A 22771-nucleotide genomic window follows, 5' to 3' on the forward strand; every position below is an offset into this window, starting at 1 on the left:
CGCGGGCGAGTAGCGCGGGGGTTTGGGAGTTGGTGGCGGGGGGATTGGCGGGCGGCGGCTAAGCGGCGTCCGCGAAGACCCGAACGGTCCGCTTTCGCCCTCCGGGACGAAAACGGACCGTTCGAATCTCCGCGGACACTAGCCCACGCCGTGTGGACTGCTTGGTGAAGATTTGAAAGGCCTGTCGTTACGGCGTCTGAGACATTGGCAGGGGCGGGTTCTTGATTTGAAAATTGACCTGTTTCTTTGTCTTCAAAAAACACCCCGGCTGGGGCCGAGAAAAGCGGCGGGTGGTGTTTTGGTAAGCAGCACGTAGTCCCGCCCGTTTTTCTCGGCCCCAGCCGTTACCCGGCACGGCGGGGGCGAGCGAGCAGTCCGTCCCCGCGGACATGAGTCGTTCTGCCAAGCTACGCCCCCGCGAAAGCGGAGAGTGGATTCCAAAGGCTCGCCTTTGGCGGGTCCAGGGCAGCGCCCTGGTCTCCCCGACAAATCCGCAGGACAGCGGATTTGGACGCTGGCTTTGCCGGCGCCGCGAAGCGGTGAGCCCCAGGACGGGGCGAATCCAGGGGCCCCCGGAGGGCCGCCGGAGGCATTCTTCTATTGCAGCGTCTTAATGAACGAATCGGCTTCGGCGATGGAGGATTCCATTTCCTTGATGAGCCGGTCGACGTTGGAGCGGATGGAGGTCAATTCGCCTTCGAGGGAGGCGATGGCTTTGGCGTTGAGGTTATGCTTGAGGTAGAGGACCTGGTCTTTGAAGGCGGCGAGGACGGGGTCCATTTTGGCGGACGCGCGTTTCATGGCCTTGATGAGCTTGGCGTAGCTGCGTTTGGTGCCGGCGAGTTTCTTTTGGCTGTCGGCCTTGAGTCTGGCGTTGGTGTACTGGCCTATTTCCTCGTTCCATTCGGTGAAGAGGGCGTCGGCGACGTCTTCGACCGAGTCGATGCGGTCGCGGACTTTTTCGGCTCGGGCTTCGCAGTCGTCGTATTCGTCTTTGAGCGTCTCGTATTTTTCTTCGAGTTGGCCGCCGTCGAAGTTGATGACGCTTTTGTAGCGTTCGAGGGCGCTGGCGAACTGCTCCTTGGCGTCCTGTTGGGACTCGCGGGCTTTTTCGACGCGGTCGGAGAGGATTTCGCGCTTGTCGTAGCCGAGTTTTTCCATGCCCGAGTAATAGGCCTTCTGGCAGCCGAGGGCGAGGAGGAGGCAGAGGGAAAGGGCCAGGGCGGTGAGACGGGACATGGGGAAACTCCTTCGGGGTCGCAATGATACGGGAACCGGACAGGGATACAACAAAGGGCCGCGGCAGGCAACGTCAGGGCGCGCGGCCGAGTTCCCGGCTGGCCCCCGCGGCCAGGGCATTGGTGAAGCCCGTGAGCCGCCGGGAGGCGAGGTTCCAGCAATGCCAGTGCAGGCGGACGGTCACGGCGTGTCCGGGCAGCAGGTCCACCAGTTCGCGCCGAGCCGCGAATTCGGCCGCCTGCTGGTTCGGGAGCATTCCGCAGACCAGGCCGGAGGCGATGGTGGGGGCGAACCGTTCGGACGACGGCAGGTAGAACGCCTGGTAGGCGGGCGGAGCCGCACCCAGGGCCTCGGCCAGCAGCTCGCCGTGCATGACGTCCTTGCGGTTGAAGATCAGCATGGGCGCGCGCTCCATGCCCGCGAGCGTCACGCCGTCCGGGAACCAGCGATGTTTGTATTCGGGCGTGCAATACAGCCGGTAAACCATGTCGCCCAGGTATTCCGCCCGGCAGCCCTGGAACGGCTCGTCGCGGGCGGACACGCAACCCAGGACGTCGCCGCCCCGGAGCAGCCGGTGTGTTTCGGCCTGGTCGTCGACCCGGAGGTCGAGCAGCATCCGTTCGCGCGCCAGGTAATCCCGCACTGCCGGGAAGAACCAGGTCGCCAGGCTGTCCGCGTTCACGCCGACCGGCAGCGTTGCGTACTCGCCGTCATCCCCGGCCATGGAGAGGTCCGCCTCCAGCCAGCGAACCTGCCGGTAGTGGCGCAGCAGCTCCCGCCCCGCCGCCGTGGGTTCCGGCGGTGACGACCGGACCAGCAGCACGCACCCGGTCCGCTCCTCCAGCATCTTCACCCGCTGCGAAACCGCCGACTGCGTGACGTGCAGCACCCCGGCCGCCCGCTCGAACCCGCCCTCGGCCACCACCGCCGCAAACGCCTCCACCAACCGGTAATCCAACATGCCTCATCATTAGCAGTTCTAATCCAACATGAAAACTATTAGTTGTACTCACACCTGGACATCAGGCTAGAAGAGCCCCGTCGCTCCGGCGTTCGATAAGCGGCAGGGGCGAGCAAGCAGTCCGTACCCGCGCATGCGTCGTTCTGCCAAGCTACGCCCCCGCGAAAGCGGCGAATGGATTCGAGCTTCAGCCGTTGGCGAGTCTTCGAGCCTTACGGATGAAGACAGCAGCGACAAGGATCGCCTTTGGCGGGGCCGCCGAAGGTGTTTCCCACAGCATAACCATCAAGGAACATACCATATGACCGCAGCATACATTCAAGGCCTGAGCATGGGCGGCGGGCTGATTATAGCCATCGGGGCGCAGAACGCGTTTGTCCTGACGCAGGGGGTGCGGCGCAATCACGCCCTGGCGGTGGCGCTGGTGTGCATCGCCTGCGACATGGTGCTCATCGCCTTCGGGGTGACGGGGGTGGGGGCGGTGGTGGCGTCGAACCCGGTGCTGACCCTGGCGGCGGCCTGGGGCGGGGCGGCTTTTCTGGGGTGGTATGGGCTGGGCGCGTTCCGGTCGGCCTGGCGGGGCGGGCTGATGGAGGCGGACGCGGAGTCGGGCGGGAGCTTGCGACGCACGCTGTTGTTGACGTTGGCGGTGACGTTGCTCAATCCGCACGTGTACCTGGACACGGTGGTGCTGATGGGATCGGTGAGCGGGCGGTTCCCGGTCCCGGACCGGTACGGGTTCGGGCTGGGCGCGGCCACGGCCTCGACCATCTGGTTCCTGGGGCTCGGTTTGGGCGGCAGGCTGCTCGCGCCGGTCTTCAGCCGCCCGGTCACCTGGCGCGTGCTCGACGTGGCGGTCGGGCTGACCATGTGGACCATAGCGGCCGCCCTGATCCGCTCCACTACCGCTTGATAGCTGGCTATATGTTGTCTGGTTCAAAGCTAAATAGCTGACTATGTTTACGCTGACTATTTGATTTTATTGTATAGATGAAATCCCATCCGCGTTGGGCGTGAAAAGGGGGGCGGCGGGGCTATTTCGCGGGTATTTCGTCGGCCCGGCCGAGGGTGAAGAGGGCCTGCCAGTCCAGGGGGAGGAGGCTTTTGGCGTTGCGCCGCTGGAGTTCGGGCCAGCCGTCGTCCGGGATGACCCGGACCGGGATGCGGTTGACGAACTGCTTGCCGTCGTCGCCGCAGCATTTGCAGGAAAAGCCGCAGATGTCGCAGGTGCAGCCGCCGGTCTTGACCATTTCCTTGGCCGTGCCCGAGAGGTCGCAGCAGGCGTCGCACAGGCGCAGGTAGCCGGGGTCGGTGGCGAGGTGTCGCATCTTCATAAAATATTCCCGGCGCGGGAGCGGGTCAAGCCCCGGCGCTTCTCTTTCGCGCCCGCCTCGGGTAGGGTGGTGCCGGGGAGCGAGCCATGGCGACAGTGGAAATGTTGGAGCCCGTGGCCCTGCGCAAGGGGGGCGGCAACGGATTTGACCGGCGGGAGGGCCTGCCGGAGGGCGGCTCGCGGCCCGGGCCCATGGAGGGCGAGGGCCGGCGCGCGCTGGTCTGCCGCGCCTGCCGGACCGCCATCACCCGGCCGGACCTGGCCATGTCGGTGAACGGCGCGCACCGACATGTCTTCGTCAACCCGCACGGCATGGTCTTCGAGCTCGGCTGCTTCGCCTCGGCGCGCAACGTCCTGCCCAGGGGGCCGAAGACCGGGGAGTTCACCTGGTTCCCGGGCTACGCCTGGGAGGTGGTGACCTGCGCGGGTTGCGCCTCCCAGCTCGGCTGGCGCTACACCTCGGACCGGGGCGGGTTCTTCGGCCTGATCCTGGCCGCGCTCATCGAGGAGGACCGGCCCTGACCGGCAAAGGAAACCATGCCCGACGAACTGTTCACCCAAGCCCTGAACTGGCTGAGCGCCCATGCCGACGCCCACCGCGCCCAGGCGGGCGACGACGCGCCGCTCATCGACCGCAAGTTGCGCCACACCATGCGCGTGCTCGGCCACGTGCGCGGCATCGTCCGCGAACTGCCCAACCGGCCGGATCTGGCGCGCCTGGCCGAGCTGGCCGCCGTGCTTCACGACGCGGGCCGCTTCCCCCAGCTCGTGCGCCAAAAGACCTACGACGACCGCACCGGCTACAACCACGCCGCCGCCGGGGCCGACATCGTGGCCGAATCCGGCCTGCTCGCGCCTCTGCCCGAAGCCGAGCGCGCCCTGGTCCTGGCCGTCATTCGCCACCACAACGCAGCCGTCCCGCCCCACGGCCTGGCCCCGGACACCCTCCTCGTCCTGGAGGTGGTGCGCGACGCCGACAAGCTGGACGCCATCCGCAACAACTTGAAATACCTCAATCCCGAAGCCCCGCATGGCAAGGCGCTCAAGCTCGGCGTCAAATGGGACCCCGAAGGAGCGTCCGACCAGGCCCTCCAGCTCGCCCGTGAGCGCCGCCTGATCCCGTTCCCGGCCATCCAGTGGTCCAACGATTTCGTCCTCTTCCTCTGCTGCTGGATTTACGACCTGCATTATCATTACAGTTTCAACGAGTTGCAGCGCTCGGGCAATTACGAGGCCCTGCTCGCCAAGCTGCCGGACAACGACGCCATGGCCCCGATCAAGGCCCAATTGCGCGACGATCTCGCCTTCATCGCCGCGACCAGCCGCCCCGGCATCGGCCGATCCGCCAAATAGCCCCCCCGCCCTTGACCCGGCCCTGTCCCGGCGGCTACCCAGACCCATGCACGGCCGATACCCCATACCCGCCGCCGTCCGCCGCGTGGAGCAGTCCATCAAGCGCAGCCGGTTCATCGCCACCGCCGCCCACGCCCCGGACGCCGACGCGGCCCGCGCCTTCATCGACGCCGTCCGCGCCGAGTTCCCCGACGCCACCCACAACTGCTGGGCCTATGCCGCCGGGCCGCCCGGCGACACCGCAGCCGTGGGCCTCAGCGACGACGGAGAGCCCCACGGCACTGCGGGCAAGCCCATGCTCGCCGCCCTCCTGCACGGACCCGTCGGCGAAATCGCCGTGGTCGTCACCCGCTATTTCGGCGGCGTCAAGCTCGGCACCGGCGGCCTGGTCCGCGCCTATACCCAACTGGTCAACGCCGCCCTGGAAACCCTGGAAACCCGAGAAAAAATCGACCTCGCCACCCTCGTCACGGTCCTGCCATACCCCGCCGTCACCCCCTTCAAGCGGCTGCTCCCCGATTTCGAAGCCGCCATCATAAGCGAAACCTACGCCGAATCCGCCGCCTTCACCGTGGAGCTGCCCGAGGAACACGCCGAGGCCTTCGCCGAACGGCTGGCCGAGATCACCGACGGCAAGGCGATGGTGGCGGCGACGGGAGAGTGAGGCGGGGGAGGGAACGTCTTCGGAGGCATTCCCCCGCACCCTTTCCTCCTCGACTCCTGCCTCTGCCGGCGAAAATTGATTGGCCGGACGGTTGCCAGGGGTTGCGGAAATGGGCTAGCCTTACGGCAAATACGATAACCGCAACTCGACAGCAGGTGCCATGTCCAACCAGAAGCTCCGCGCCATCTACAAGCAACTGTCCGACAAGATTGAGGAAGCGAAGGAATCAGCTCTTTTCGAAATCAAGGAGCTCAAGGATGACCTCAACGAACTGCAACGGCATTTCTCCGGCCGGAAGAAGGACACGGACATCCAGCCGGACGACGTGTTGCGTTCGGCGTACGAGATAGCCAGCCAGATGCGGGAGATTCGCAAGCGGCGGGAGATCCTGGCGGAGTTGGAGGAGGTGGCGGCCGAGACCGAGGCGCTGGACTATCTGGAGTCGCGCGGGGCCAAGTTGTTGACGCGGCCTGCGGGCTGGCATTTCCAGACGGCAAAGGAGCGGTTCTTGCTGCACGAGGACGATCCGGTGGCGGCGGCGGCGGAGCTGCGCAAGCTGCTGGCGGCGGGCAAGCGGCTCAAGCGGCCGAGGAAGAAACCGGCCGTGAAGAACGGCAAGTAGAGCGATATTCCGGTGGGCCCGCCTTGACATTTTCTTGGCGGGCCTCATCTTTAAGCACATGCGCCAACCTTCAACAAACCACGGTGGAACAATCATGAAACGCATCGTCCTGACGATTTTCACGCTCCTGGCCGTCCTTTCCCTGGCCGGATGCGGATACAACTCCATGCAGCAGCAGGAGGAGGAAGTCTTTGCGGCCTGGGGCAACCTGGAGGCCGCGTTGCAGCGCCGGGCGGACCTGATCCCCAACCTGGTGGAGACGGTCAAGGCGGCGGCCGCCCATGAAAAGGACACCTTGCAGGCCGTTGTCGAGGCCCGCGCCAAGGCGACGCAGACCAAGATTTCTCCCGACATGCTGGGCGACCAGCAGGCGCTGGCCAAGTTCCAGGCGGCCCAGGGCGAGCTGTCCTCGGCCCTGTCGCGGCTGATGGTGGTGGTGGAGCGCTATCCGGAGATTCGGGCCAACCAGAATTTCCTGGGGCTGCAGACCCAGCTCGAAGGCACGGAGAACCGCATCACCGTGGCCCGCAAGCGCTACAACGACGCGGTGAAGGACTTCAACTTCGCTATCCGCAAGTTCCCGAACTCGCTGACCAACTCCGTGCTGCTCCACCTGGAGCGCAAGCAGTTCTTCCAGGCCGATCCCGGCGCGCAGACCGCGCCCAAGGTCAACTTCGGAGCGTCCTCCTAGTATGCGCGCTCTCCGCGTCCTGCTTCCGGCCGCGCTCTGCGCGGTCCTCCTGCTGGCGGCCGTTCCGGCCCGTGCGCTGGAGGCGCCGTCCTTTTCCGGCTACGTCACCGACCGGGCGCACATGATCTCGGCCGAGGCCAAGGCGGCCATGGAGGACCGGCTGGCGGAGCTGGACCGCACCGACTCCACCCAGGTGGCGGTGCTGACCATCCCTTCGCTGGAGGGAGACTCGCTGGAGGACTTCTCCATCCGCGTGGCCGAGGCGTGGAAGGTGGGGCACAAGGGATCGGACAACGGCGTCCTGCTCATCGTCAGCAAGGGCGACCACAAGATCCGCATCGAGGTCGGCTACGGCCTTGAGGGCGTGCTCACCGACATCCTGGCCGGTCAGATCATCAAGAACATCATCGGCCCGCACTTCCGCGCCGGGGACTACGACGCCGGCTTCATCGACGGCGTGGCGGCCATCGCCGGGGCGGTGCGCGGCGAATACTCGGCCCCGCCCGCGGCCGAGCGGCGTCGCTCCCGCAGCGGCATCCTGCCCTTCATCGTGGTGCCCATGATCCTCATCATCGGCCTGACCGAGCTCTTCGGCCGCAGGCGGCGCTACAGCCCGCTGTCCAGCGGCGAGGCCATTCAGGGCCGGACCATCCACCGGCCCGGCTCCGCGGCCGCCACCCTGTTCTTCCTCAGCCTTCTCGGCGGCCCGCGCGGCGGCGGTTTCGGCGGGGGCGGCTTTGGCGGGGGCGGCTTCGGCGGCTTCGGCGGCGGCGGTTTCGGCGGAGGCGGGGCCTCCGGCGACTGGTAACCCCCAACGGAAACGACCATGAGCACACCCGCACAGCAATTTCTGACCCGCAACGAACAGGACCGGCTCATCAAGTGCGTCCAGGACGTTGAGTCGCGCACCTCGGGCGAGATCGTCCCGGTTATCGCCTCCATCAGCTACGACTACCCGCGCGCCGCCCACCTGGGCGGGCTGATCCTGGGCATCGTGGCCGCCCTCGTCCTCTCGCTGCTCCTGGGCCGCAACGACCTCTGGGTCTTCCTGGCCCTGTTCCTGCCGTTCTACGTCCTCATCTCCCGGCTGTTCATGATGTACCCGCGCCTGCGGCGGCCGTTCATCACCCGGGCCGAAATGCGCGAGGAGGTGGAGGAGGCCGCCATCACGGCCTTTCACGCCAACGGCCTGCACCGCACCCGCGACATGACCGGCATCATCATCTACGTCTCGGTCTACGAGCGGATGGTCCAGGTCCTGGCCGACAAGGGGATCAACGACAAGGTCAACCCCGAGGTCTGGCAGGAGGTGGTGGCCATGGTCGCCGAGGGCATCCGCTCCGGCAGCCCCGGCCGCTCCCTGTGCCGGGGCGTGGAGCGCTGCGGCGAGCTCATCGCCCGGCACTTCCCCCTCAAGGCCGACGACACCGACGAGCTCCCGAACCTCATCATCGAGGGCGAAGCCCGGCGGTAGGGCCGGAGGGCCGTCCCCGCCCGCGATTTAACCGGCCTGTCACCGGTTCGCCGTATTGCCGTAACCTGGGCGTGGTTGAGTGGCGCATAAGGAGAAAATCCATGTGCACCGCCATCCTTGTCGCCGTGGCCCTGGTCGTCATTGTGGGAGCGCTGACCGTGTTGCGCGCGTCCGCTCCAAGCCCCAATGCCGAGATGCTGGCCGTCCTGCTGGACGAGATGCTGGACCATTACGCCGCGTCCCGGCGGGAAGGGGGAAGGGACGCCTCGCCCGCCGACTGGACGGACGGCGAGGGCCGGTCCGCGCCTTTCTGACCCGGCCCTCCGGCGTCCCCTCCTTCCGACATGCCGCCGCGCAATCGGTCAACATGCAACCAATTGCAACAACACGTCATTTCCAGCCAGCGCCCCTCCCTCCCCAAAGGGTGATATCGCATATTGGCGATATCGTCCCAGTTGATTCACGGCCTTTCTGAACACATCCGGTCAATCCGGGATACGCTGGCTGACGAAATCGCCTCTGCGCGTGCGGCGCCCAGGCCCGTTGCAGGGGGGGATGATCGACAGCGGGCATGGCGCGCAGGGGGGAGCGAGCTCGGCGCCATCATGCGGTCCGTCGTCGTGATTTCGCCCATTGCGCTTGAATGGATCTACATCGGCTACACCCTGTGCTTCGGGCCGGACATGGCCATCGGCCCCGTGCGCGGGCTCGCCCGCCGCCTGGCCGGCAGGGAACCGCCTGGGCCGGGGCGGCCCCTGGACATGGTCGGCATCCACGGCCGCAAACCCCGTCTTTTTCCCACCCGGCTCACGGGCATCGCAGTGGCGGGAGGCTATACTCTTGTTCCTTCCTGGATTATCCTCAAAACCGTCAACGCCATTTCGCCCCTGCGCATGGCCGACCGGGACGAGGAACGAGGCGTGGATACCAGCGAACACGGCAAAACCGCCTACCAAGCCTAGGAGCAACTCATGAAAAAGATTGAAATCGTCACCCGCGGCTTCAAGCTCGAAGACATCAAGGAAGTTTTCGCCGACCTCGGCGTCAAGGGCATGACCGTCACCGAGGTGCGCGGCTTCGGCCGCCAGGGCGGACACAAGGAGGTCTACCGCGGCGCGGAGTACCGCGTGGACTTCGTGCCCAAGATCAAGATCGAGGTCGTCCTGGACGACGCGCTGGTCGCCGACGCGGTCGCGGCCGTGACCGAGGCGGCCCGCACCGGCCAGGTCGGCGACGGCAAGATCTTCATCTCTCCCGTGGACGACGTGGTGCGCATCCGCACCGGCGAATCCGGCCCCGACGCCCTGTAGGCGCCTCGGGAGGCCGGGGGAGGGGGCCTCCCCCTCCCCGGCTCCCCCCTCTCATTCCCGCACTGGCGGGTCCCGGCCAGGACGACTCCGTGAGGCGGGGTTCTACAGGGCGGTGCGGCTGCCCGGGCGATAGGCGCGGTTTGCATCGCGCCCGATCCGGTGTATGAGGGGAGCGTCCGCAACCCCCTGACGCCATGACCGAACGCGTTCTCTTCGCCCTCACGCACATGGTGCGCCGCAACATCCTGCTCCTCGGGATTCTCTGCGCCATCTGGCTGAGCATGGAGCACCCGGTCCCGGCGGCCGCATTGGGGGCCTTCGACGTGAACGCGCCGCTGGTGGCGGCCATCTTCCTGGTGGAGGGGCTGCACATGTCGTTGGCGGGCGCGGAGAACTTCCGTAGGTATTTCAAGGAGCTGGGCTGGGCGGCGCTGATTACGGCGGTGCTCTACCCGGCGGCGGCGTTCCTCCTGGCCCAGGCCTTCGGGGTGGAGTCGGACGCGCGCATCGGATTCCTGCTCCTGGCCTGCCTGCCGGGCTCGTCCGCGTCCATGGCCATGGCGGCCAGCGCCGGGGGCGACCCGTTCACGGCCATGCTCCTGCTCATCGCCATGAGCCTGGTTGGCATCGTCACCATCCCGGCGGACCTGGCCCTGTGGATGGGGTCGAGCACGCCGGTAAGCGGCTTCCTGGTCATGCAGAAGCTGCTGCTCTACCTGGTCCTCCCGGCCCTGGGCGGGCAGGCGCTGCGGCGGTTCTTCCCGAGGCTGCCGGAGCGCGTCGGGCCGGTGACGCGCTATGCGCCCATGCTCTGCATCTCGCTCCTGGTCTATTTCTCCTGCTCGCGCGAGGCGGCGCTGCTGCACGAGCTGCGGCTCATCGACCTGATGCAGGTCATCGCGCCCTGCCTGACGCTGCACGTCTCCATGCTCGGCCTGACCTGGCTGGTGGGCCGCCGGGCGCTGCGCATGGCGGACGGCCCGGCCCGGTCCTTCCTGTTCGTCATCTCGGAAAAGCCCATGTCCCTGTCCGTGGCCCTGTGGTCCATGACCTACGCCCACCACCATCCGCTGGCCATATTCCCGATCCTGGTCTTCTACGTCGGCCAGGTCATCTTCGACTCCATCGTGGTCTCGCGCATGATGGTCGGGGATTCGGCCGGGTAGAGGACCGCCCCTTTACGCCGCCCGAATGAGCCGGGGCCGGCGGAGGGCGCGCCTATCGGGAAAAAGGCCGTACGTTGGACTTGCGATTGTTTGCGGTTGCCCGGTATGCCGACCGCAACAGCCCGGAATACAGGTAGTTCCGCATTGCGGACTGCTGCGGACCTAGCGGTTCATGTACCGCTGCAGCAGGGTCTGGTAGGGCAGTTCCCGCCGCACCTTGTCCAGGGCCTTTTCGTAGCTTTCCACGTAGCGGCGGGGCAGCTTGGGGTGAAAGACCGTGTACATGCCCTCGCCGGTCCCGGCGATGGTGACCACGGCGCTCGGCTTGAGGCCCTTGGTCCGGTGCAGGCGGTAGAGCAGGGCGTTGCGGTCCGGATTGAACACGGCGTCGATGCGCCCCTCCCGGTATTTTCGGAAATTGATGAGCGTGGCCGAGGGCGCGTTGACCAGGTCGTAGGTCAGGGAGGGGTCGCGCATGAAGCCGGGGCGCATGGCGGCGGTGTAGCCGATGCGCAGGCCGCGCAGTTGGGTCGCGGAGGTGACGGGGTCGGGCAGGCTTCCGGCCGGGACCAGCAGGCCGGAGACCAGCATGGCGTACGGGTCCCTGGGGTAGACGAAGCGGCTGGCCCGCTCCGGGGACCGGGAGATCAGGAGCAGGGCGTCGTATTGCCCCTCCTCGAATTCTTCGAGCAGGCGGGGGAAGGGCCGCGGGCCCACGAACTCGACGGGCTCGCCCATCTCCGGGGCGATGTGGTCGCGCAGGTATTCCACCGCCGCGCCCGTGACCCGGCCGTTCTCCACCATGGCGTGCGGCTCCAGGATGAATATTCCCACGGAAAAGGCGCTGGCCGAGGCGGCGGCGAAAAGGCTCAACGCCGTCAGGAGGATCGCCAGCGGGGCCGGGAGGAGCCGCTGGGGGGAGGGCCGCCGCCGGGGAATCAGAAGAAGGCCTCCATGATGGCCTCGATCTGCTTCCGGCAGGACTCGGCCACGCCGCGCAGGATCGAGGGGTCCAGCCCCAACTGTTCCCAGGCCGCCTCGTCCAGGGGGGGCACGGCGTACATGCCGCCCTGGGCAAGCTCCACCACGTTGGTCAGGGTGTCGGCCACATGGATGACGGAGGGCCCCAGCGGGTTGGGGAAGGTCATGGGGTCGTGGTGGTGGTTGACCATGTTGGACAGGGTCTCCGGGAACTTCCAGGACGCGAGCAGGGGCTTGCTGATGTCGGTGTGGCAGAAGCCCATGATCTCGCGCTCGGCCTCCACCAGGGGGATGGCGTTCTCCCGGGCGAAGAGCATGGCCTCGGTGCTGGCGTAGGGCAGCTTCTTGAACAGGATGAGGCGGCCCACGTCGTGCAGCAGCCCGGCGGTGAAGAAGCGCTCGGACGAGAGGCCGGTCTGGGTTTCGGCCAGGATCTTGGCGATGACGCCGCAGGTGATGGAGTGCCGCCAGAAGCCGCGCATGTCCACCAGCTCGGGCGGTATGTCGCGGAAATAGTTGATTGCCGAGATGCCGAGCGCCAGGGTGGAGAGCTCGCGGTGGCCGACCAGGGCCACGGCCCGGCTCACGGAGTCGATCTCCTGCGGGAAGCCGTAGAACGGGCTGTTCACCAGCTTGAGCAGCTTGGCGGCCAGGCTGACGTCCGTGCCCACGACCCTGGCGATGGCGTCGGCCGAGGCTCGCTCGTCCGCCAGGACCTCGCGGATGCGGAAATAGATGTCCGGGAAGCTGGCCAGCTCGGACTCGTGCTTGACGATGGTTTCGGGCGTGCCCATGCCGGTGAGGAAGATGTCCTCCAGGTGCTCCACGCTTACGGCCCGCCGCCTGGAGAGGTCGGGCAGGACCCAGCCTTCGGCCACGGCCTCGGCCACCTGGTCCAGGGCGATGTGGAACATCGCGATGGTCGGCTCGAAGTCCGGATTGGCGTAGAGGAAGAAATCGCGGACGTAGTCCTCGATCTCGCGCAGTTGCTCGGCGGTCAGGGCCGTGTCCTCGCGGACGTCAACCTCCTCGACGCCCACGCGGGCCAGCAGGGTCGCGTGGCGGCTCGAAAGCGGCGTGCCCGACTTGAACAGCAACCGCCCGTCCGGCCCCTTCAGGTCCGTCGCAAGGACCATGCCTTCGGCAAGCTCATCCAACCGTTTAATAGCCAAGGCCGTTCCCCCCGCGCTCGGCCGCGGCTTCGCGTCCGCGTCCGTTTCGTCCGTCGCTCCTCCGCATCTTCCCTATCCCTCCTTCCTGTAGGCGATGGTTCCGGGATGGAAGACCGGCTTGAACGAACTGGAAATCTTGTGCAGCGTCTCCGAGTGCCCGAGCATCATGTAGCCGCCGGGCAGCAGGTTGTCGTAAAAGGCGCTGACGACCCGCCGCTTCATCTCCTGGTCGAAATAGATGATGACGTTGCGGCAAAAGACGATGTGCGAGCGGGGCACCCGCTTCAGGGCCAGTGGATCGTTGAGGTTCATCTCCTGGAAGTTGACCAGCCGGGCCACGGCGGGCTTGATCTTCCAGCCGTCGCCCTCCTTGGTGAAATAGCGGGACTTCATGGCGTCGGGCGTGGTCTTGAAGGCGTAGTCGCCGTAGACGCCCTCCTTGGCTCTCGCGATCATGGCCGGGGAGAGGTCCACGGCCGTGATGGTGATCCGCCAGCGCGCCAGCTCCATGCGCAGGGTCTCGTGCAGGAGGATGGACAGGGTGTAGGGCTCCTCGCCCGACGAACAGCCCGCGGACCAGATGTTGAGCTCCCGTCGCCCGGCGGCCCGCTGCTCCTCGAGCTTTTCCTTCAGGACGTTGTTCTGGAAGGCCTCCAACTGCTTGAGGTCCCGGAACAGGCTGGTTTCGTTGGTGGTGACCAGTTCGTAGAGCTTGTTCAGCTCGGCGGCCCGGCGCGGGTCGAACTTCAGGAACTTGATGTAGTCGGAGAAACTGGGCAGCCCGAGGGCGGTGAGCCGCTTGGTCAGTCGGCTCTCGAACAGGTACTTGCGCTTCCCGTCAACGAAGATGCCGGTCTTGTCATAGATGAAATCCCGCAGTTGAACGAACTCGTCATCCGAAATGCCGATGCTCTTGCGCAGGGTGATGGAGTCCGAAAACAGCGATCCCACGTGGTTTCTTCCTTGGCTCTCGATCTGCCCCGAGGGGCGACGGCCGGACAACCGTTCCGGCGATTATGCAATTTACGCAGATTTCTTGTTGATTTCAATTATTATTATGGAAAACGGCCGGCCCTAAACCGGGGGGCGGCCCTCCCGCCGATAGGTCCGGGCCGACTCCCGGCCCGAGAGCACGCGCAGCACCCCGTTCGCCAGGGTGGCCATCTCCTCGTCGCCCTCCACCACCTCGATGGGCCCGAGGTAGCGCGTCATTCGCGAGACCTCGGCCACCAGACGGCCGCTGCGGACCAGCCCGCCGGTCAGGACCACGCCCGCCAGGTCCACCCGGCCGCGCCCGTCCGCCAGGGCCGGGACCAGCGAGGCCATGTACTTGGCCACCGAATAGGTCATGGCCTTGAACACCGCCTCGGCCCTGTCGTCGCCCGCCTCCATGCGGCGCAGCACCTCGCGCAGGTCGTTGGTGCCCAGGTGGGCGTACATGCCGCCCCTGCGCTGGATGATCTCCCTGAGCTCCGCCGGGGTGCGCTCGCCGCGCTCCAGCATGTCGAGCAGCGGCGCCAGTGGCACGCCGCCCGTGCGCTCGGGCGAGAACGGCCCCTCTCCGTCCAGGGCGTTGACCACGTCCACCACCCGCCCGTGCCGGTGGGCGCCGATGGAAATGCCGCCGCCCATGTGGCAGACGATGAAATCCGCGTCCTCGTACTCCACCCCGAGCCGGGCCGCCGCCGTGCGCGCCGCGCCCCGGTGGCTCAGAGCGTGGAAGATGCTGCGCCGCTGCAATCCCGGTATCCCGGTCATGCGCACCACGTCGTCCAGCTCGTCCGTGATGACGGGGTCCACGATGTACGCGCCCACGCCATACTCCGCCGCCACCCGCCGGGCCAGCACCGCGCCCAGGTTGCACGGGTGCTCGCCATACCGGGACGCCTGCAAATCGTCGATCATGTCGTCCGACACTTCGTAAACGCCGCCCGGCAGGGGATGCAGCAGCCCGCCGCGCCCGGCCACGCCCGCCAGGCCGCCCTTGTCGGCCGGGTAGTCCGCCAGGATTTCGCGCAGCAGGTTCAGCCGGAAGTCCGCCTGGGCCATGACCGAGGGGAACGCGGACAGGTCCGCCCGCTCGTGCCGGAACTCGCGAGAGGTCACCGCGCCGCGCTCGTCATAGACCGCGGTCTTGGTCGAGGTGGAGCCGGGATTGATCACCAGTACGTTCATGCGCCGGTCCTTTGGGCCAGCAGGCTGGCCAGGGCTATGGAGTGAAATTTGCTCGCGTCCGAGTCCCCGCGCGAGGGCACCACCACCGGGGCCTGGCTGCCCACCACCACCGAGGCCATGACGCAGCCGCACAACGTGGACAGCGACTTGTACAGAATGTTGCCGGACTCGATGTCCGGGGTGAGCAGGATGTCCGCCCGCCCGGCCACCGGCCCGCCGCACCGCTTGCTGGCCGCAACCTGGGGCGACATCGCCAGGTCCAGCGACAACGGCCCCTGGATGTCCGCCTCGCCGAACTCTCCCTTGCGGGCCATCTTGGTCAGGATGTCCGCGTCCAGCGTGGAAGGCATGGCCGGATAATTGATCTTTTCCGTGGCCGCCAGAACCGCCACCCTCGGCCGCTCCATGCCCAGCGCCCGGGCCACGTCCAGCACGTTGCGCAGGATGTCCGCCTTGCGCTGCAGCGTGGGCCGGATGTTCACCCCGGCGTCCGTCATCAGCATCAGGCGTCCGTCCACCGGCGACTCGAACGCCGCCACCAGGCTGAGAACCCGCGACGGGTGCGGCACACCCGTCTCCTTGTTCAGCACCGCCTTGAGCAACGTGGCCGTGGACACCATGCCCTTCATGATGAACCGGACCTCGCCCTCGCGGAACAGCCGGACCGCCTCGGCCACCGCCCCCTGGTCGTCCGGCATCTCCACGGCCCTGAAACGCGAAATATCCAGTCCGCACCCGGCCGCCACCCGCGCCGTGCCCTCCTGGTCGCCGATCAGCACAGGCTCGGCCATGCCGCGCTCAAAGGCCTGCACCCCCGCCCGCAACACGTGTCCTTCCGCCGAGCGGGCGATGGCCACCCTCGGCGGCCGGTCCACGCCAGCAAGCGCCGCCCGGACCAGCCCTTCCAGATTCTCGATGGGCTCGAAGCCGGACACCCTATTCGTCCCCGCGCTTGAGCGCGATCATGCCCGACCGGCACATCGACTTGATCCCGTACGGCTTGAGCATCTGGATCAGTCCCTCCACGCGCTCCTGGTCGCCCGCCATCTCCACCGTGATCGTCTCCTGGCCCATGCCCACGACGTTGGCCCGGAACACCTCGAAAACCTGCATCAACTGGCCCGTGCTCTCCGCCGTCATGACCACCTTGACCAGCACCAGCTCGCGGTCCACAAAGTCCTTGCGCGACAAGTCGTCCAGTTGGATGACCTCCTCCAACCCGTCCAGATACCGCCCGACCTCGTCAATGGCCGCATCGTCGCCGTCCACTCGCAGCACGATGCGCGAAACCTCGGGATTCTCCGTCTCCCCGGCCGCCAATGACAAGATGTTCGCGTCATACCTGCCACACTCCTGCGCCATCCGGGCCAAGACGCCCGGCTTGTTCTTGCACAAGGCCGATAACGTGCGCTTCAAGACTCGCTCCTCGTTGACGTTGCTTTCCGACTCTCCCTCCCATAGCCCAAGCCCCCCCACCGGGCAAGCGGCGGGAGAATGGCGGACGATGCGGGAACATGACGGGGAGAAGAATGGCTCCGCCGGAGGCATCTCCCGCGCTATTCTCCGCGCAGCAGTCCGGCCACGGTTTCCAGACCGGTTTTGAGTCGGTCGGGGTTGGTTTCGGCGGTGAGGGAGAGTCGGATGGCGGCCGGTGCGGCGTCGGGGTTGGGGGCGAAGTGGTGCGCGCCGAGGAGGTTGACGCCGCGTTCGCGGGCGGCCTGTTCGAAGGAGCGGGCGGTCCAGGGGTCGGGCAGGGGCAGCCAGAGGAAGAACTGGTGCGGGCGGTAGCGGGCGGGGAGGAGCCCGAGGGTGTCGCGGGCGAGGTCGTTTCGCCGGGCGGTTTCGGCGAGTTTGGCCTGGAGGACCTGGTCGGCGGTATGGTCCATGATCCAGGCGGCGGCGATCTCGGCGGTGAGGGGCGGGGTCATGCGCAGGGAGTTCTCCACGGACCGGCCGAGGGTTTTGCTCTGGTGCGGCGGGGTGACGAGGTAGGCGATGCGCAGGCCGGGGGCGAGGGTTTTGGAGAGTCCGGCGATGAAGAAGGCGCGTTCGCGGGCGAGGGCGGCCACGGGCGGGGTGCGGTCCGGGTCGGTCAGGGCGTATGCGTCGTCCTCGATGACGAGGAGGTCGTGCTTGCGGGCCAGGCTGGCCAGGGCTTCGCGTCGGCCGGGCGGCATGCGGACGCCGGTGGGGTTGTGCGCGCCGGGCATGAGGTAGAGGCCGTGGATGGTATGGTTGCGGCACAGGGCGTCGAGCCGGTCGGGGAGCATTCCCTGGTCGTCCATGGGCACGGGGATGAGGTGCAGGCCGAAGGTGGCGGCCAGGGCGATGAGGCCGGGATATGTCAGCGGGTCGACGGCGATGCGGTGGCCGGGTTGGGAGAGGGCGGCCAGGCAGCAGGCCAGGGCGTGTTGGGCCCCGGCGCAGATGACGACCTCGCCGGGTTTGGCGTCGAGCAGGAAGCGGGCGGCCCATTCGGCGCCGGCCCGGCGGTGTTCGGGCAGGCCGCGCGGGTCAGCGCAACGGAGCAGCCCGGCGGCGTTGCCGCGTTCGGCGATGCGGGCGAAGGCCGTGGTCGGATCCGGGTCCAGGTGGGGCAGTGGCGAGACGCTGCCGAGTTCCACATTGCCGCCGTCGGGGGAAGCTGGCTTTTCGTTTTCCATGGACAACCGTTTCATCGGCGTCGCGCGATGTCAAGGCGCGGGAAGGGGAAAGAGGAGGGCGGCCGGTCAGGGGGTTTCGCGCAGGATGTCGGCGAGGATGGCGAGGCCGGTCTTGAAGCGTTCGAGGTCGTTTTCGCCGGTGAGCGAGATGCGGGCGGCCCGGGGGGGCGGGGTCTCGCCCACGGCGAATTTCTGGGCCCCGAAGGTGTTGACGCCGCGTTGGCGGGCGCGGTTTTCGAAGGCCTGGCCGGTCCAGGGTTCGGGCAGGTCGAGCCAGAGGAAGAAGGAGCCGCTCTTGCCCCGGAAGCGCAGGTTCTCAAAGGCGTTGCAGGCGAGCATGTAGCGCCGGGCGGCCTCGGCGCGTTTGGTTTCGATGATCTGGTCGGCGGTCCGGTCGTTGATCCAGGCGGCGGCGAGCTCGGCGCTGAGGGGCGGGGCCATCCAGATGGTGTTGAGCACGCTTTGGGCCAGGGGCTTGAGGAAGGGGCGGGGCGCGGCGAGGAAGGCGATGCGCAGTCCGGCGGCCACGGATTTGGAGAGCCCGGCCACGAAGGCGGTGCGTTCCGGGGCCAGGGAGGCCACGGGAGGCAGGCGTTCTGGCGCGGTCAGGGCGTAGGCGTCGTCCTCGATGAGGATGAGGTCGTGCTTGCGGGCCAGGCCGGCCACGGCCTCGCGCCGGGCGGGGGGCATGGTCAGCGTTGTGGGGTTTTGCACGCCGGGCATGAGGTAGACGCCCTTGATGGGGTCGCGGCGGCAGGCGGCGTCCAGGCTGTCGGGCAGCATGCCCTGGTCGTCCATGGCGATGGGCGCCAGGCGGATGCCGAGCATGGAGGCCAGGGTCTTGATGCCGGGGTAGGTCAGGGCGTCGGCCGCGATGCGGTCGCCGGGGCGGAAGAGGCCGGTCAGGCAGCAGGTCAGGGCGTGCTGGGACCCGGCGCAGACCACGACGTTGGCGGCGTTGGTCTTCACGCCGTATCGGGCGGCCCAGGCGGCCCCGGCCTCGCGGTGTTCGGGCAGGCCGCGCGGGTCGGTGTAGCGCAGGAGCGACTCGGGCGACTTGCGCCGGGCGATGCGGCGGAACCCGCCGGCCAGGTCCGGGTCCAGGTGGTGGAGCGGCGAGGCCAGGCCCATGTCGATGGTGCCCGGCGCGGCGGGCTCGAAGGCGACCATGGCCGTGGCGGCGGTGGCGTCCGACGCCACGAAGGTGCCGCGCCCCACGGTGGCCGAGACCAGGCCGCGCTTCTCGGCCTCGCGGTAGCCGCGCGTCACGGTGGAGACGTTGAGCCCCAGGCCGTCGGCCAGTTCGCGGTGGGTGGGCAGCCGCGCGCCGGGCGGCAGCGCGCCCGAGGCCACGTCGCGTTCGATGGCGTCGGCCAGGGCCAGGTAGAGCGGCCGGTCGCCCCCACCCAAGGTCGGCACATACATTGTCATGCAAACAATACTTTCATTGACGCCACACAATGTCAACCGTACACGGCTGGGATGACGGGTCCCGGCGCGGGCCGGGGATCGGCCCCGGCGGCGCTGGCCGGGCAGCGAAGAGGGAGGGCGGGAAGATGCCGGACGGGTATGTGGCCTTCGTGTTGTTTGTCATCGTCATGACCGGGACGCCTGGCGCGGGGAACCTGTCCATGATGGCCATCGGCCAGAGCCGGGGGTTCCGGGCGGCGCTGCCGTTTCTGGCCGGGACCACGGTGGGCGCGGTGTCGCTGAACCTGCTGGTGGGGTTCGGGCTGGGCGGGCTGCTCCTGGCCTCGCCCCAGGCGGCCTGGGGGCTGCGCGCGGCGGGCATGGCCTATATCCTCTACCTGGCCTGGAAGATCGTGACCATGCGCGTGGGCCCGGCCGGGAGCGCGGACCGGCTGACCTTCGTCCACGGGGCGTTGCTGCACCCGACCAATCCCAAGAGCTGGGCCATGTCCGTGGTCGGGTTCAGCCAGTTGGCGGGCGCGGGCTGGCCCTTTTCCGTGCGCGTGGCCGTGTTCGTGCTGACCTTTCTCTTCTTCCAGGTCTCGGCCCACAGCCTGTGGGGCCTGGCCGGGGCGTCGCTGACGCGCGCCTTTTCCTCGTCCCGGGCGAGCCGGGCCGTGACCGGCGTCCTGGCCGCGTCCATGGTCGGGGCCACGGCCTGTGCGCTGTTCCTGTAGAAGGGAAAAGCCCCCGCCGGGCGGAGGCTTTTCAGGGGGTGAGGATGTTGTTGATCGGCAGGGAAAAACGGCGGGCTCATGCCCCGGCCGGTTCGGCCTCCCGCTCCGGGCCGAAGATACGGGGCGTGAAACGCACGTACCAGGCCGCCGACTGGACCTGGACGATGTAGGCCATGGCGATGACCAGGGCCGCGTCGGACCCGTGCGCGCCAAAGGCGTTGATGGCGATGGCCAGGGCGATGGACAGGTTGCGCATCACCGAGCCGTAGACCAGGGCGATGGCGTCGCCGCGCGGCAGGAGCAGCCTGCCCGTCACCGTGCTGAGCAGGTAGTTCATGCCGTAGAGCAACAGCAGCGGAACCAGGATGTCCAGCAGCACCTCGGGTGCGGCCGCGATGGTCCGGGCCTTGAGCGCCAGGGCCACGAAAACGATGCCCAGCACGCCCAACGTCGAGAGCGGCGGGAACCGGGGCCCGATGTATTTCTGGAAATCCGCCTGCCCGTACTTCCTCACCAGCAGCCGCTGGGTCGCGTAGCCCAGCGCCATGGGCAAAAAGACGATGAACAGAATCTGCCTGAACACCGCCGCCAGGTTGATCTCGATGGTCGCGCCCAAGAGCGCCTTGACGTAAAACGGCGTGGCCAGCGAGCCGATGACCAGGCCGATGACCGTCATCTTCACCGCCGCCGACATGTTGCCCCTGGCGAACCCGGTCCACGAGATGGTCATGCCGCTGGTGGGCACCAGCCCGGCCAGCAACAGCCCCAGCGCCATGTACGGCCGGTCCGCAAAGAACGCCATGCCCGCCCCCAGCGCCAAAAACGGGATCACCCCGAAGTTGATGAGCTGCGTCAGGACCTGGGCCTTGCCGTCCCCGCCCTCGAAAACCTTGCGCACCTTGAGCGTCACCATCATCGGATACACCATCAGAAAGGTGAACGGCACGATCAGATGCTTGAGCCATGCCGCGTTCGCCAGGAATCCATAGGCAAAGCCCGCCGCCATCATCACCGGGATGGCGACAATCAGGTTGGACGATATTTTTCGCAAAATGTTCATGGCATTCCTCCCCGGACGCGGCTACTCGTTGCCCGACGCGCCCATCTCGGTGGCGCGGCACTCCGGGTCGGAACAGCAGGGCGCTTCCCCGTCGCGATACACGACCACCCCGCTTTCCACCGGCTCGACGATGAACCGCCTGGAACAATCCGCGCAATTGACGTAAAAGGGCCGGAAGTCGCCGTGGGTATCCACGGCCTGACCAGTGGAACAATACGGGCAGTGTACGTTGACGCTCGACATGGCGTACCTCCTTTGATTCGACCCCACTCTGGCCCCAAACGTCACGGCCCGCATTGATCTCGATCAACAGGGCCCCGTTTTTTCAAAACAAGCGAGACGGCATGGACAAGACCACCCTGCGGGACGCAATCCGCGACTTCCCCCTTTTCGCCTCCCTGAATCCGGCACAGCTCGACCGGCTGGCCGAACACGCCACCGTCACCCGCATCGCCAAAAAGGCCCTTTTCTTCTCCGAAGATCACGCCGCCCGAGGACTGCACGTCCTCCTCTCCGGAAAGGTCAAACTCTTCAAGGTCTCCGAAGAAGGCAGGGAACAGACCATCTTCGTCTTCGGCCCCGGCGAACCCTTCTGCCTCTGCTCCTCCTTCTCCGACGGCCGGCTGCCCGCCAACCTCTCCGCCCTCGAAGACAGCCAGATCCTCTTCGTCCACCCCGCACAGTTCGAATCCATGGTCCGCGAAGACCCCTCCATCCTGCTCAACATGATGCGCGTCATGGCCCGACGCCTCAAAGAAGCCATGGACATGATCGACTCCCTCTCCCTCAAGCAGATCCCCTCCCGACTGGCCGCCTACTTCCTCGGCCGACACACGGGCGGCACCGTCACCCTCGACATCTCCCACCGCGAGCTCGCCAAGATCATCGGCGTCACTCCCGAAGCCCTGTCCCGGGCCCTGCGCAAAATGAACGAAGACGGCGTCCTCGAAGTCGATGGCAACATGGTGCGCATCCTCGATGAAAAGGGGCTGGCCGCCTATTGAGGCGGAAGAAGGGGGGAAGGAAGGAAGAATGCCTCCCGCGCCCCGCCTAATCCACGCGCAGCATTCCGTCGCGGTCGAGGATGCGGATGGTGCGGCCGGAGGATTCGAGGAGGCGGTCTTTTTTGAGTTTTTGGAGGGTACGGGAGAGGGTTTCGGGTGTAGTGCCGAGGATTTTGGCCATTTCGCGGTGGGAGATGGAGAGGGTGAAGGGTTGGCCGGGTGGGGAGGGGGCGGCGTGTTCCTCGTGCAGGAGGAAGGAAGCGACGCGTTGGGGGATGCAGCGCAGGGAGAGGGATTCCACGAGGTTCATGGCTTCGAGGAGTCGTCCGGCGAGGGTCTGCATGATCTTGAGCATGAGCAGGGGGTGTTGTTGGGCGAGGTCTTCCATGGCCGGGGCCGGGATATCGGCGACGATGCTCTCCTCCAGGGCGGTGACGCTGACGGGGTAGGGCTTGTCGGTGAAGGCCGTGCAGAAGCAGAAGGGTTGTCCGGCCTCGATGAGGTAGAGGATTTGTTCCTTGCCTTCGGAGTTGGAGCGGAAGATTTTCACGCGGCCGGAGAGGATGATGTAGAAGGCCTGGATGGAATCGGACTGGTTGACGATGCGTTGATCGGTTTCGAAGGCGCGGATGCGGGCGCGCACGGCCAGGGCGCGCACGGCGTCGTCGTCGAGGTCGGCGAAGAGGGGGATCTGGCGCAGCAATTTGAAGTTGTCCATGGGCAAGAAGTTTCACAAAAATTGACGGCCATCAATGC

General features: G+C 67.1%; 28 protein-coding genes. 14 read left to right on the forward strand and 14 right to left on the reverse strand.

Annotated features, from left to right (window positions below; genetic code table 11):
* Window positions 1-597 precede the first annotated feature (597 nt).
* Both PHP91_RS00295 and PHP91_RS00300 read right to left on the reverse strand, forming a co-directional pair.
* Window positions 598-1239: a DUF2959 domain-containing protein gene (locus PHP91_RS00295; RefSeq protein WP_300135405.1), complete on the reverse strand. Its 642-nt coding sequence runs from the start codon at window positions 1237-1239 to the stop codon at window positions 598-600.
* Between the two features lie 73 nt (window positions 1240-1312).
* Window positions 1313-2200 (reverse strand): LysR family transcriptional regulator ArgP, encoded by an 888-nt coding sequence (locus tag PHP91_RS00300; protein WP_300135407.1) that lies wholly within the window; start codon window positions 2198-2200, stop codon window positions 1313-1315.
* A 301-nt stretch (window positions 2201-2501) separates the two neighbouring features.
* On the opposite strand from PHP91_RS00300, the gene PHP91_RS00305 reads away from it, so the two are divergent.
* Window positions 2502-3113 carry a LysE/ArgO family amino acid transporter gene (locus PHP91_RS00305; protein WP_300135409.1) on the forward strand — a complete coding sequence of 204 codons (612 nt, stop codon included), beginning with the start codon at window positions 2502-2504 and terminating at the stop codon, window positions 3111-3113.
* A 121-nt stretch (window positions 3114-3234) separates the two neighbouring features.
* Here the strand turns inward: PHP91_RS00305 and PHP91_RS00310 are convergent, their stop codons facing one another.
* Window positions 3235-3534: a hypothetical protein gene (locus PHP91_RS00310; RefSeq protein WP_300135411.1), complete on the reverse strand. Its 300-nt coding sequence runs from the start codon at window positions 3532-3534 to the stop codon at window positions 3235-3237.
* Window positions 3535-3620: 86 nt separating this feature from the next.
* On the opposite strand from PHP91_RS00310, the gene PHP91_RS00315 reads away from it, so the two are divergent.
* The 11 genes from PHP91_RS00315 to PHP91_RS00365 all read left to right on the forward strand — a co-directional run bounded on the left by PHP91_RS00315 (window position 3621) and on the right by PHP91_RS00365 (window position 10813).
* Complete coding sequence (locus PHP91_RS00315; protein WP_300135413.1) at window positions 3621-4055, forward strand: cereblon family protein; 435 nt, start codon at window positions 3621-3623, stop codon at window positions 4053-4055.
* A 15-nt stretch (window positions 4056-4070) separates the two neighbouring features.
* Window positions 4071-4886, forward strand: coding sequence for an HD domain-containing protein (locus PHP91_RS00320; RefSeq protein ID WP_300135415.1), 816 nt, complete (start codon window positions 4071-4073; stop codon window positions 4884-4886).
* Between the two features lie 46 nt (window positions 4887-4932).
* The gene (locus PHP91_RS00325; RefSeq protein WP_300135417.1) at window positions 4933-5550 is read left to right on the forward strand and encodes a YigZ family protein; all 618 of its coding nucleotides are present in this window, start codon (window positions 4933-4935) and stop codon (window positions 5548-5550) included.
* A gap of 160 nt (window positions 5551-5710) precedes the next feature.
* Complete coding sequence (locus PHP91_RS00330) at window positions 5711-6172, forward strand: hypothetical protein (RefSeq protein ID WP_300135419.1); 462 nt, start codon at window positions 5711-5713, stop codon at window positions 6170-6172.
* A 94-nt stretch (window positions 6173-6266) separates the two neighbouring features.
* The gene (locus PHP91_RS00335) at window positions 6267-6863 is read left to right on the forward strand and encodes a LemA family protein (protein ID WP_300135420.1); all 597 of its coding nucleotides are present in this window, start codon (window positions 6267-6269) and stop codon (window positions 6861-6863) included.
* A 1-nt stretch (window position 6864) separates the two neighbouring features.
* Complete coding sequence (locus PHP91_RS00340; protein WP_300135422.1) at window positions 6865-7671, forward strand: YgcG family protein; 807 nt, start codon at window positions 6865-6867, stop codon at window positions 7669-7671.
* 18 nt (window positions 7672-7689) lie between these two features.
* Window positions 7690-8337: a hypothetical protein gene (locus PHP91_RS00345; RefSeq protein WP_300135424.1), complete on the forward strand. Its 648-nt coding sequence runs from the start codon at window positions 7690-7692 to the stop codon at window positions 8335-8337.
* A gap of 101 nt (window positions 8338-8438) precedes the next feature.
* Window positions 8439-8651 carry a hypothetical protein gene (locus tag PHP91_RS00350; protein WP_300135426.1) on the forward strand — a complete coding sequence of 71 codons (213 nt, stop codon included), beginning with the start codon at window positions 8439-8441 and terminating at the stop codon, window positions 8649-8651.
* A 291-nt stretch (window positions 8652-8942) separates the two neighbouring features.
* Window positions 8943-9299 carry a hypothetical protein gene (locus PHP91_RS00355; protein WP_300135428.1) on the forward strand — a complete coding sequence of 119 codons (357 nt, stop codon included), beginning with the start codon at window positions 8943-8945 and terminating at the stop codon, window positions 9297-9299.
* 9 nt (window positions 9300-9308) lie between these two features.
* On the forward strand, window positions 9309-9647 hold the full coding sequence (locus PHP91_RS00360; protein ID WP_300135430.1) for a P-II family nitrogen regulator: 339 nt from the start codon (window positions 9309-9311) through the stop codon (window positions 9645-9647).
* A 194-nt stretch (window positions 9648-9841) separates the two neighbouring features.
* Complete coding sequence (locus PHP91_RS00365; protein WP_300135432.1) at window positions 9842-10813, forward strand: bile acid:sodium symporter; 972 nt, start codon at window positions 9842-9844, stop codon at window positions 10811-10813.
* A 162-nt stretch (window positions 10814-10975) separates the two neighbouring features.
* Here the strand turns inward: PHP91_RS00365 and PHP91_RS00370 are convergent, their stop codons facing one another.
* The 8 genes from PHP91_RS00370 to PHP91_RS00405 all read right to left on the reverse strand — a co-directional run bounded on the left by PHP91_RS00370 (window position 10976) and on the right by PHP91_RS00405 (window position 19235).
* Complete coding sequence (locus tag PHP91_RS00370; protein WP_300135434.1) at window positions 10976-11686, reverse strand: hypothetical protein; 711 nt, start codon at window positions 11684-11686, stop codon at window positions 10976-10978.
* Window positions 11687-11751: 65 nt separating this feature from the next.
* A complete protein-coding gene (locus PHP91_RS00375; protein WP_300135436.1) occupies window positions 11752-12930 on the reverse strand; it encodes an HDOD domain-containing protein in 1179 nt (392 codons plus the stop codon).
* A gap of 108 nt (window positions 12931-13038) precedes the next feature.
* Window positions 13039-13917: a protein-glutamate O-methyltransferase CheR gene (locus PHP91_RS00380; protein ID WP_300135438.1), complete on the reverse strand. Its 879-nt coding sequence runs from the start codon at window positions 13915-13917 to the stop codon at window positions 13039-13041.
* Window positions 13918-14040: 123 nt separating this feature from the next.
* Complete coding sequence (buk, locus tag PHP91_RS00385; RefSeq protein ID WP_300135440.1) at window positions 14041-15141, reverse strand: butyrate kinase; 1101 nt, start codon at window positions 15139-15141, stop codon at window positions 14041-14043.
* Window positions 15138-16076 carry a phosphate acyltransferase gene (locus tag PHP91_RS00390; RefSeq protein ID WP_300135442.1) on the reverse strand — a complete coding sequence of 313 codons (939 nt, stop codon included), beginning with the start codon at window positions 16074-16076 and terminating at the stop codon, window positions 15138-15140. The genes buk and PHP91_RS00390 overlap by 4 nt, the downstream gene beginning before the upstream one ends.
* A 1-nt stretch (window position 16077) precedes the next feature.
* Window positions 16078-16557 carry an acetolactate synthase small subunit gene (gene ilvN, locus PHP91_RS00395; protein ID WP_300135444.1) on the reverse strand — a complete coding sequence of 160 codons (480 nt, stop codon included), beginning with the start codon at window positions 16555-16557 and terminating at the stop codon, window positions 16078-16080.
* A 140-nt stretch (window positions 16558-16697) separates the two neighbouring features.
* Window positions 16698-17804, reverse strand: coding sequence for a PLP-dependent aminotransferase family protein (locus PHP91_RS00400; protein ID WP_300135446.1), 1107 nt, complete (start codon window positions 17802-17804; stop codon window positions 16698-16700).
* A gap of 66 nt (window positions 17805-17870) precedes the next feature.
* Window positions 17871-19235, reverse strand: a complete 1365-nt coding sequence (locus tag PHP91_RS00405; protein WP_300135447.1) for a PLP-dependent aminotransferase family protein — start codon at window positions 19233-19235, stop codon at window positions 17871-17873.
* Between the two features lie 125 nt (window positions 19236-19360).
* Here PHP91_RS00405 and PHP91_RS00410 point away from each other — a divergent pair, with 125 nt between their 5' ends.
* Window positions 19361-19951, forward strand: a complete 591-nt coding sequence (locus tag PHP91_RS00410) for a LysE family transporter (RefSeq protein ID WP_300135449.1) — start codon at window positions 19361-19363, stop codon at window positions 19949-19951.
* A 76-nt stretch (window positions 19952-20027) separates the two neighbouring features.
* Here PHP91_RS00410 and PHP91_RS00415 read toward each other — a convergent pair whose 3' ends face one another.
* Together PHP91_RS00415 and PHP91_RS00420 are read right to left on the reverse strand one after the other, a co-directional pair.
* Window positions 20028-21011, reverse strand: coding sequence for a bile acid:sodium symporter (locus PHP91_RS00415; RefSeq protein WP_300135451.1), 984 nt, complete (start codon window positions 21009-21011; stop codon window positions 20028-20030).
* Between the two features lie 21 nt (window positions 21012-21032).
* Window positions 21033-21254, reverse strand: a complete 222-nt coding sequence (locus PHP91_RS00420) for a hypothetical protein (protein ID WP_300135452.1) — start codon at window positions 21252-21254, stop codon at window positions 21033-21035.
* Window positions 21255-21355: 101 nt separating this feature from the next.
* Between PHP91_RS00420 and PHP91_RS00425 the strand changes: the two genes are divergently transcribed.
* Complete coding sequence (locus tag PHP91_RS00425; RefSeq protein ID WP_300135454.1) at window positions 21356-22015, forward strand: Crp/Fnr family transcriptional regulator; 660 nt, start codon at window positions 21356-21358, stop codon at window positions 22013-22015.
* Between the two features lie 46 nt (window positions 22016-22061).
* On the opposite strand, the gene PHP91_RS00430 is transcribed toward PHP91_RS00425, so the two are convergent.
* Window positions 22062-22733, reverse strand: a complete 672-nt coding sequence (locus tag PHP91_RS00430) for a Crp/Fnr family transcriptional regulator (protein WP_300135456.1) — start codon at window positions 22731-22733, stop codon at window positions 22062-22064.
* Between the last annotated feature and the right edge of the window lie 38 nt (window positions 22734-22771).

It is taken from the genome of Pseudodesulfovibrio sp., assembly GCF_028692895.1.
Taxonomy (GTDB): Bacteria; Desulfobacterota; Desulfovibrionia; order Desulfovibrionales; family Desulfovibrionaceae; genus Pseudodesulfovibrio.

Bases quoted from the DNA above. Each gene is read 5' to 3' on its own strand.
- PHP91_RS00295 (WP_300135405.1), bottom strand. From the start codon at position 1,239: ATGTCCCGTCTCACCGCCCTGGCCCTTTCCCTCTGCCTCCTCCTCGCC.
- PHP91_RS00300 (WP_300135407.1), bottom strand. From the start codon at position 2,200: ATGTTGGATTACCGGTTGGTGGAGGCGTTTGCGGCGGTGGTGGCCGAG.
- PHP91_RS00305 (WP_300135409.1), top strand. From the start codon at position 2,502: ATGACCGCAGCATACATTCAAGGCCTGAGCATGGGCGGCGGGCTGATT.
- PHP91_RS00310 (WP_300135411.1), bottom strand. From the start codon at position 3,534: ATGAAGATGCGACACCTCGCCACCGACCCCGGCTACCTGCGCCTGTGC.
- PHP91_RS00315 (WP_300135413.1), top strand. From the start codon at position 3,621: ATGGCGACAGTGGAAATGTTGGAGCCCGTGGCCCTGCGCAAGGGGGGC.
- PHP91_RS00320 (WP_300135415.1), top strand. From the start codon at position 4,071: ATGCCCGACGAACTGTTCACCCAAGCCCTGAACTGGCTGAGCGCCCAT.
- PHP91_RS00325 (WP_300135417.1), top strand. From the start codon at position 4,933: ATGCACGGCCGATACCCCATACCCGCCGCCGTCCGCCGCGTGGAGCAG.
- PHP91_RS00330 (WP_300135419.1), top strand. From the start codon at position 5,711: ATGTCCAACCAGAAGCTCCGCGCCATCTACAAGCAACTGTCCGACAAG.
- PHP91_RS00335 (WP_300135420.1), top strand. From the start codon at position 6,267: ATGAAACGCATCGTCCTGACGATTTTCACGCTCCTGGCCGTCCTTTCC.
- PHP91_RS00340 (WP_300135422.1), top strand. From the start codon at position 6,865: ATGCGCGCTCTCCGCGTCCTGCTTCCGGCCGCGCTCTGCGCGGTCCTC.
- PHP91_RS00345 (WP_300135424.1), top strand. From the start codon at position 7,690: ATGAGCACACCCGCACAGCAATTTCTGACCCGCAACGAACAGGACCGG.
- PHP91_RS00350 (WP_300135426.1), top strand. From the start codon at position 8,439: ATGTGCACCGCCATCCTTGTCGCCGTGGCCCTGGTCGTCATTGTGGGA.
- PHP91_RS00355 (WP_300135428.1), top strand. From the start codon at position 8,943: ATGCGGTCCGTCGTCGTGATTTCGCCCATTGCGCTTGAATGGATCTAC.
- PHP91_RS00360 (WP_300135430.1), top strand. From the start codon at position 9,309: ATGAAAAAGATTGAAATCGTCACCCGCGGCTTCAAGCTCGAAGACATC.
- PHP91_RS00365 (WP_300135432.1), top strand. From the start codon at position 9,842: ATGACCGAACGCGTTCTCTTCGCCCTCACGCACATGGTGCGCCGCAAC.
- PHP91_RS00375 (WP_300135436.1), bottom strand. From the start codon at position 12,930: ATGGTCCTTGCGACGGACCTGAAGGGGCCGGACGGGCGGTTGCTGTTC.
- buk (WP_300135440.1), bottom strand. From the start codon at position 15,141: ATGAACGTACTGGTGATCAATCCCGGCTCCACCTCGACCAAGACCGCG.
- PHP91_RS00400 (WP_300135446.1), bottom strand. From the start codon at position 17,804: ATGGAAAACGAAAAGCCAGCTTCCCCCGACGGCGGCAATGTGGAACTC.
- PHP91_RS00405 (WP_300135447.1), bottom strand. From the start codon at position 19,235: ATGACAATGTATGTGCCGACCTTGGGTGGGGGCGACCGGCCGCTCTAC.
- PHP91_RS00410 (WP_300135449.1), top strand. From the start codon at position 19,361: ATGCCGGACGGGTATGTGGCCTTCGTGTTGTTTGTCATCGTCATGACC.
- PHP91_RS00415 (WP_300135451.1), bottom strand. From the start codon at position 21,011: ATGAACATTTTGCGAAAAATATCGTCCAACCTGATTGTCGCCATCCCG.
- PHP91_RS00420 (WP_300135452.1), bottom strand. From the start codon at position 21,254: ATGTCGAGCGTCAACGTACACTGCCCGTATTGTTCCACTGGTCAGGCC.
- PHP91_RS00425 (WP_300135454.1), top strand. From the start codon at position 21,356: ATGGACAAGACCACCCTGCGGGACGCAATCCGCGACTTCCCCCTTTTC.
- PHP91_RS00430 (WP_300135456.1), bottom strand. From the start codon at position 22,733: ATGGACAACTTCAAATTGCTGCGCCAGATCCCCCTCTTCGCCGACCTC.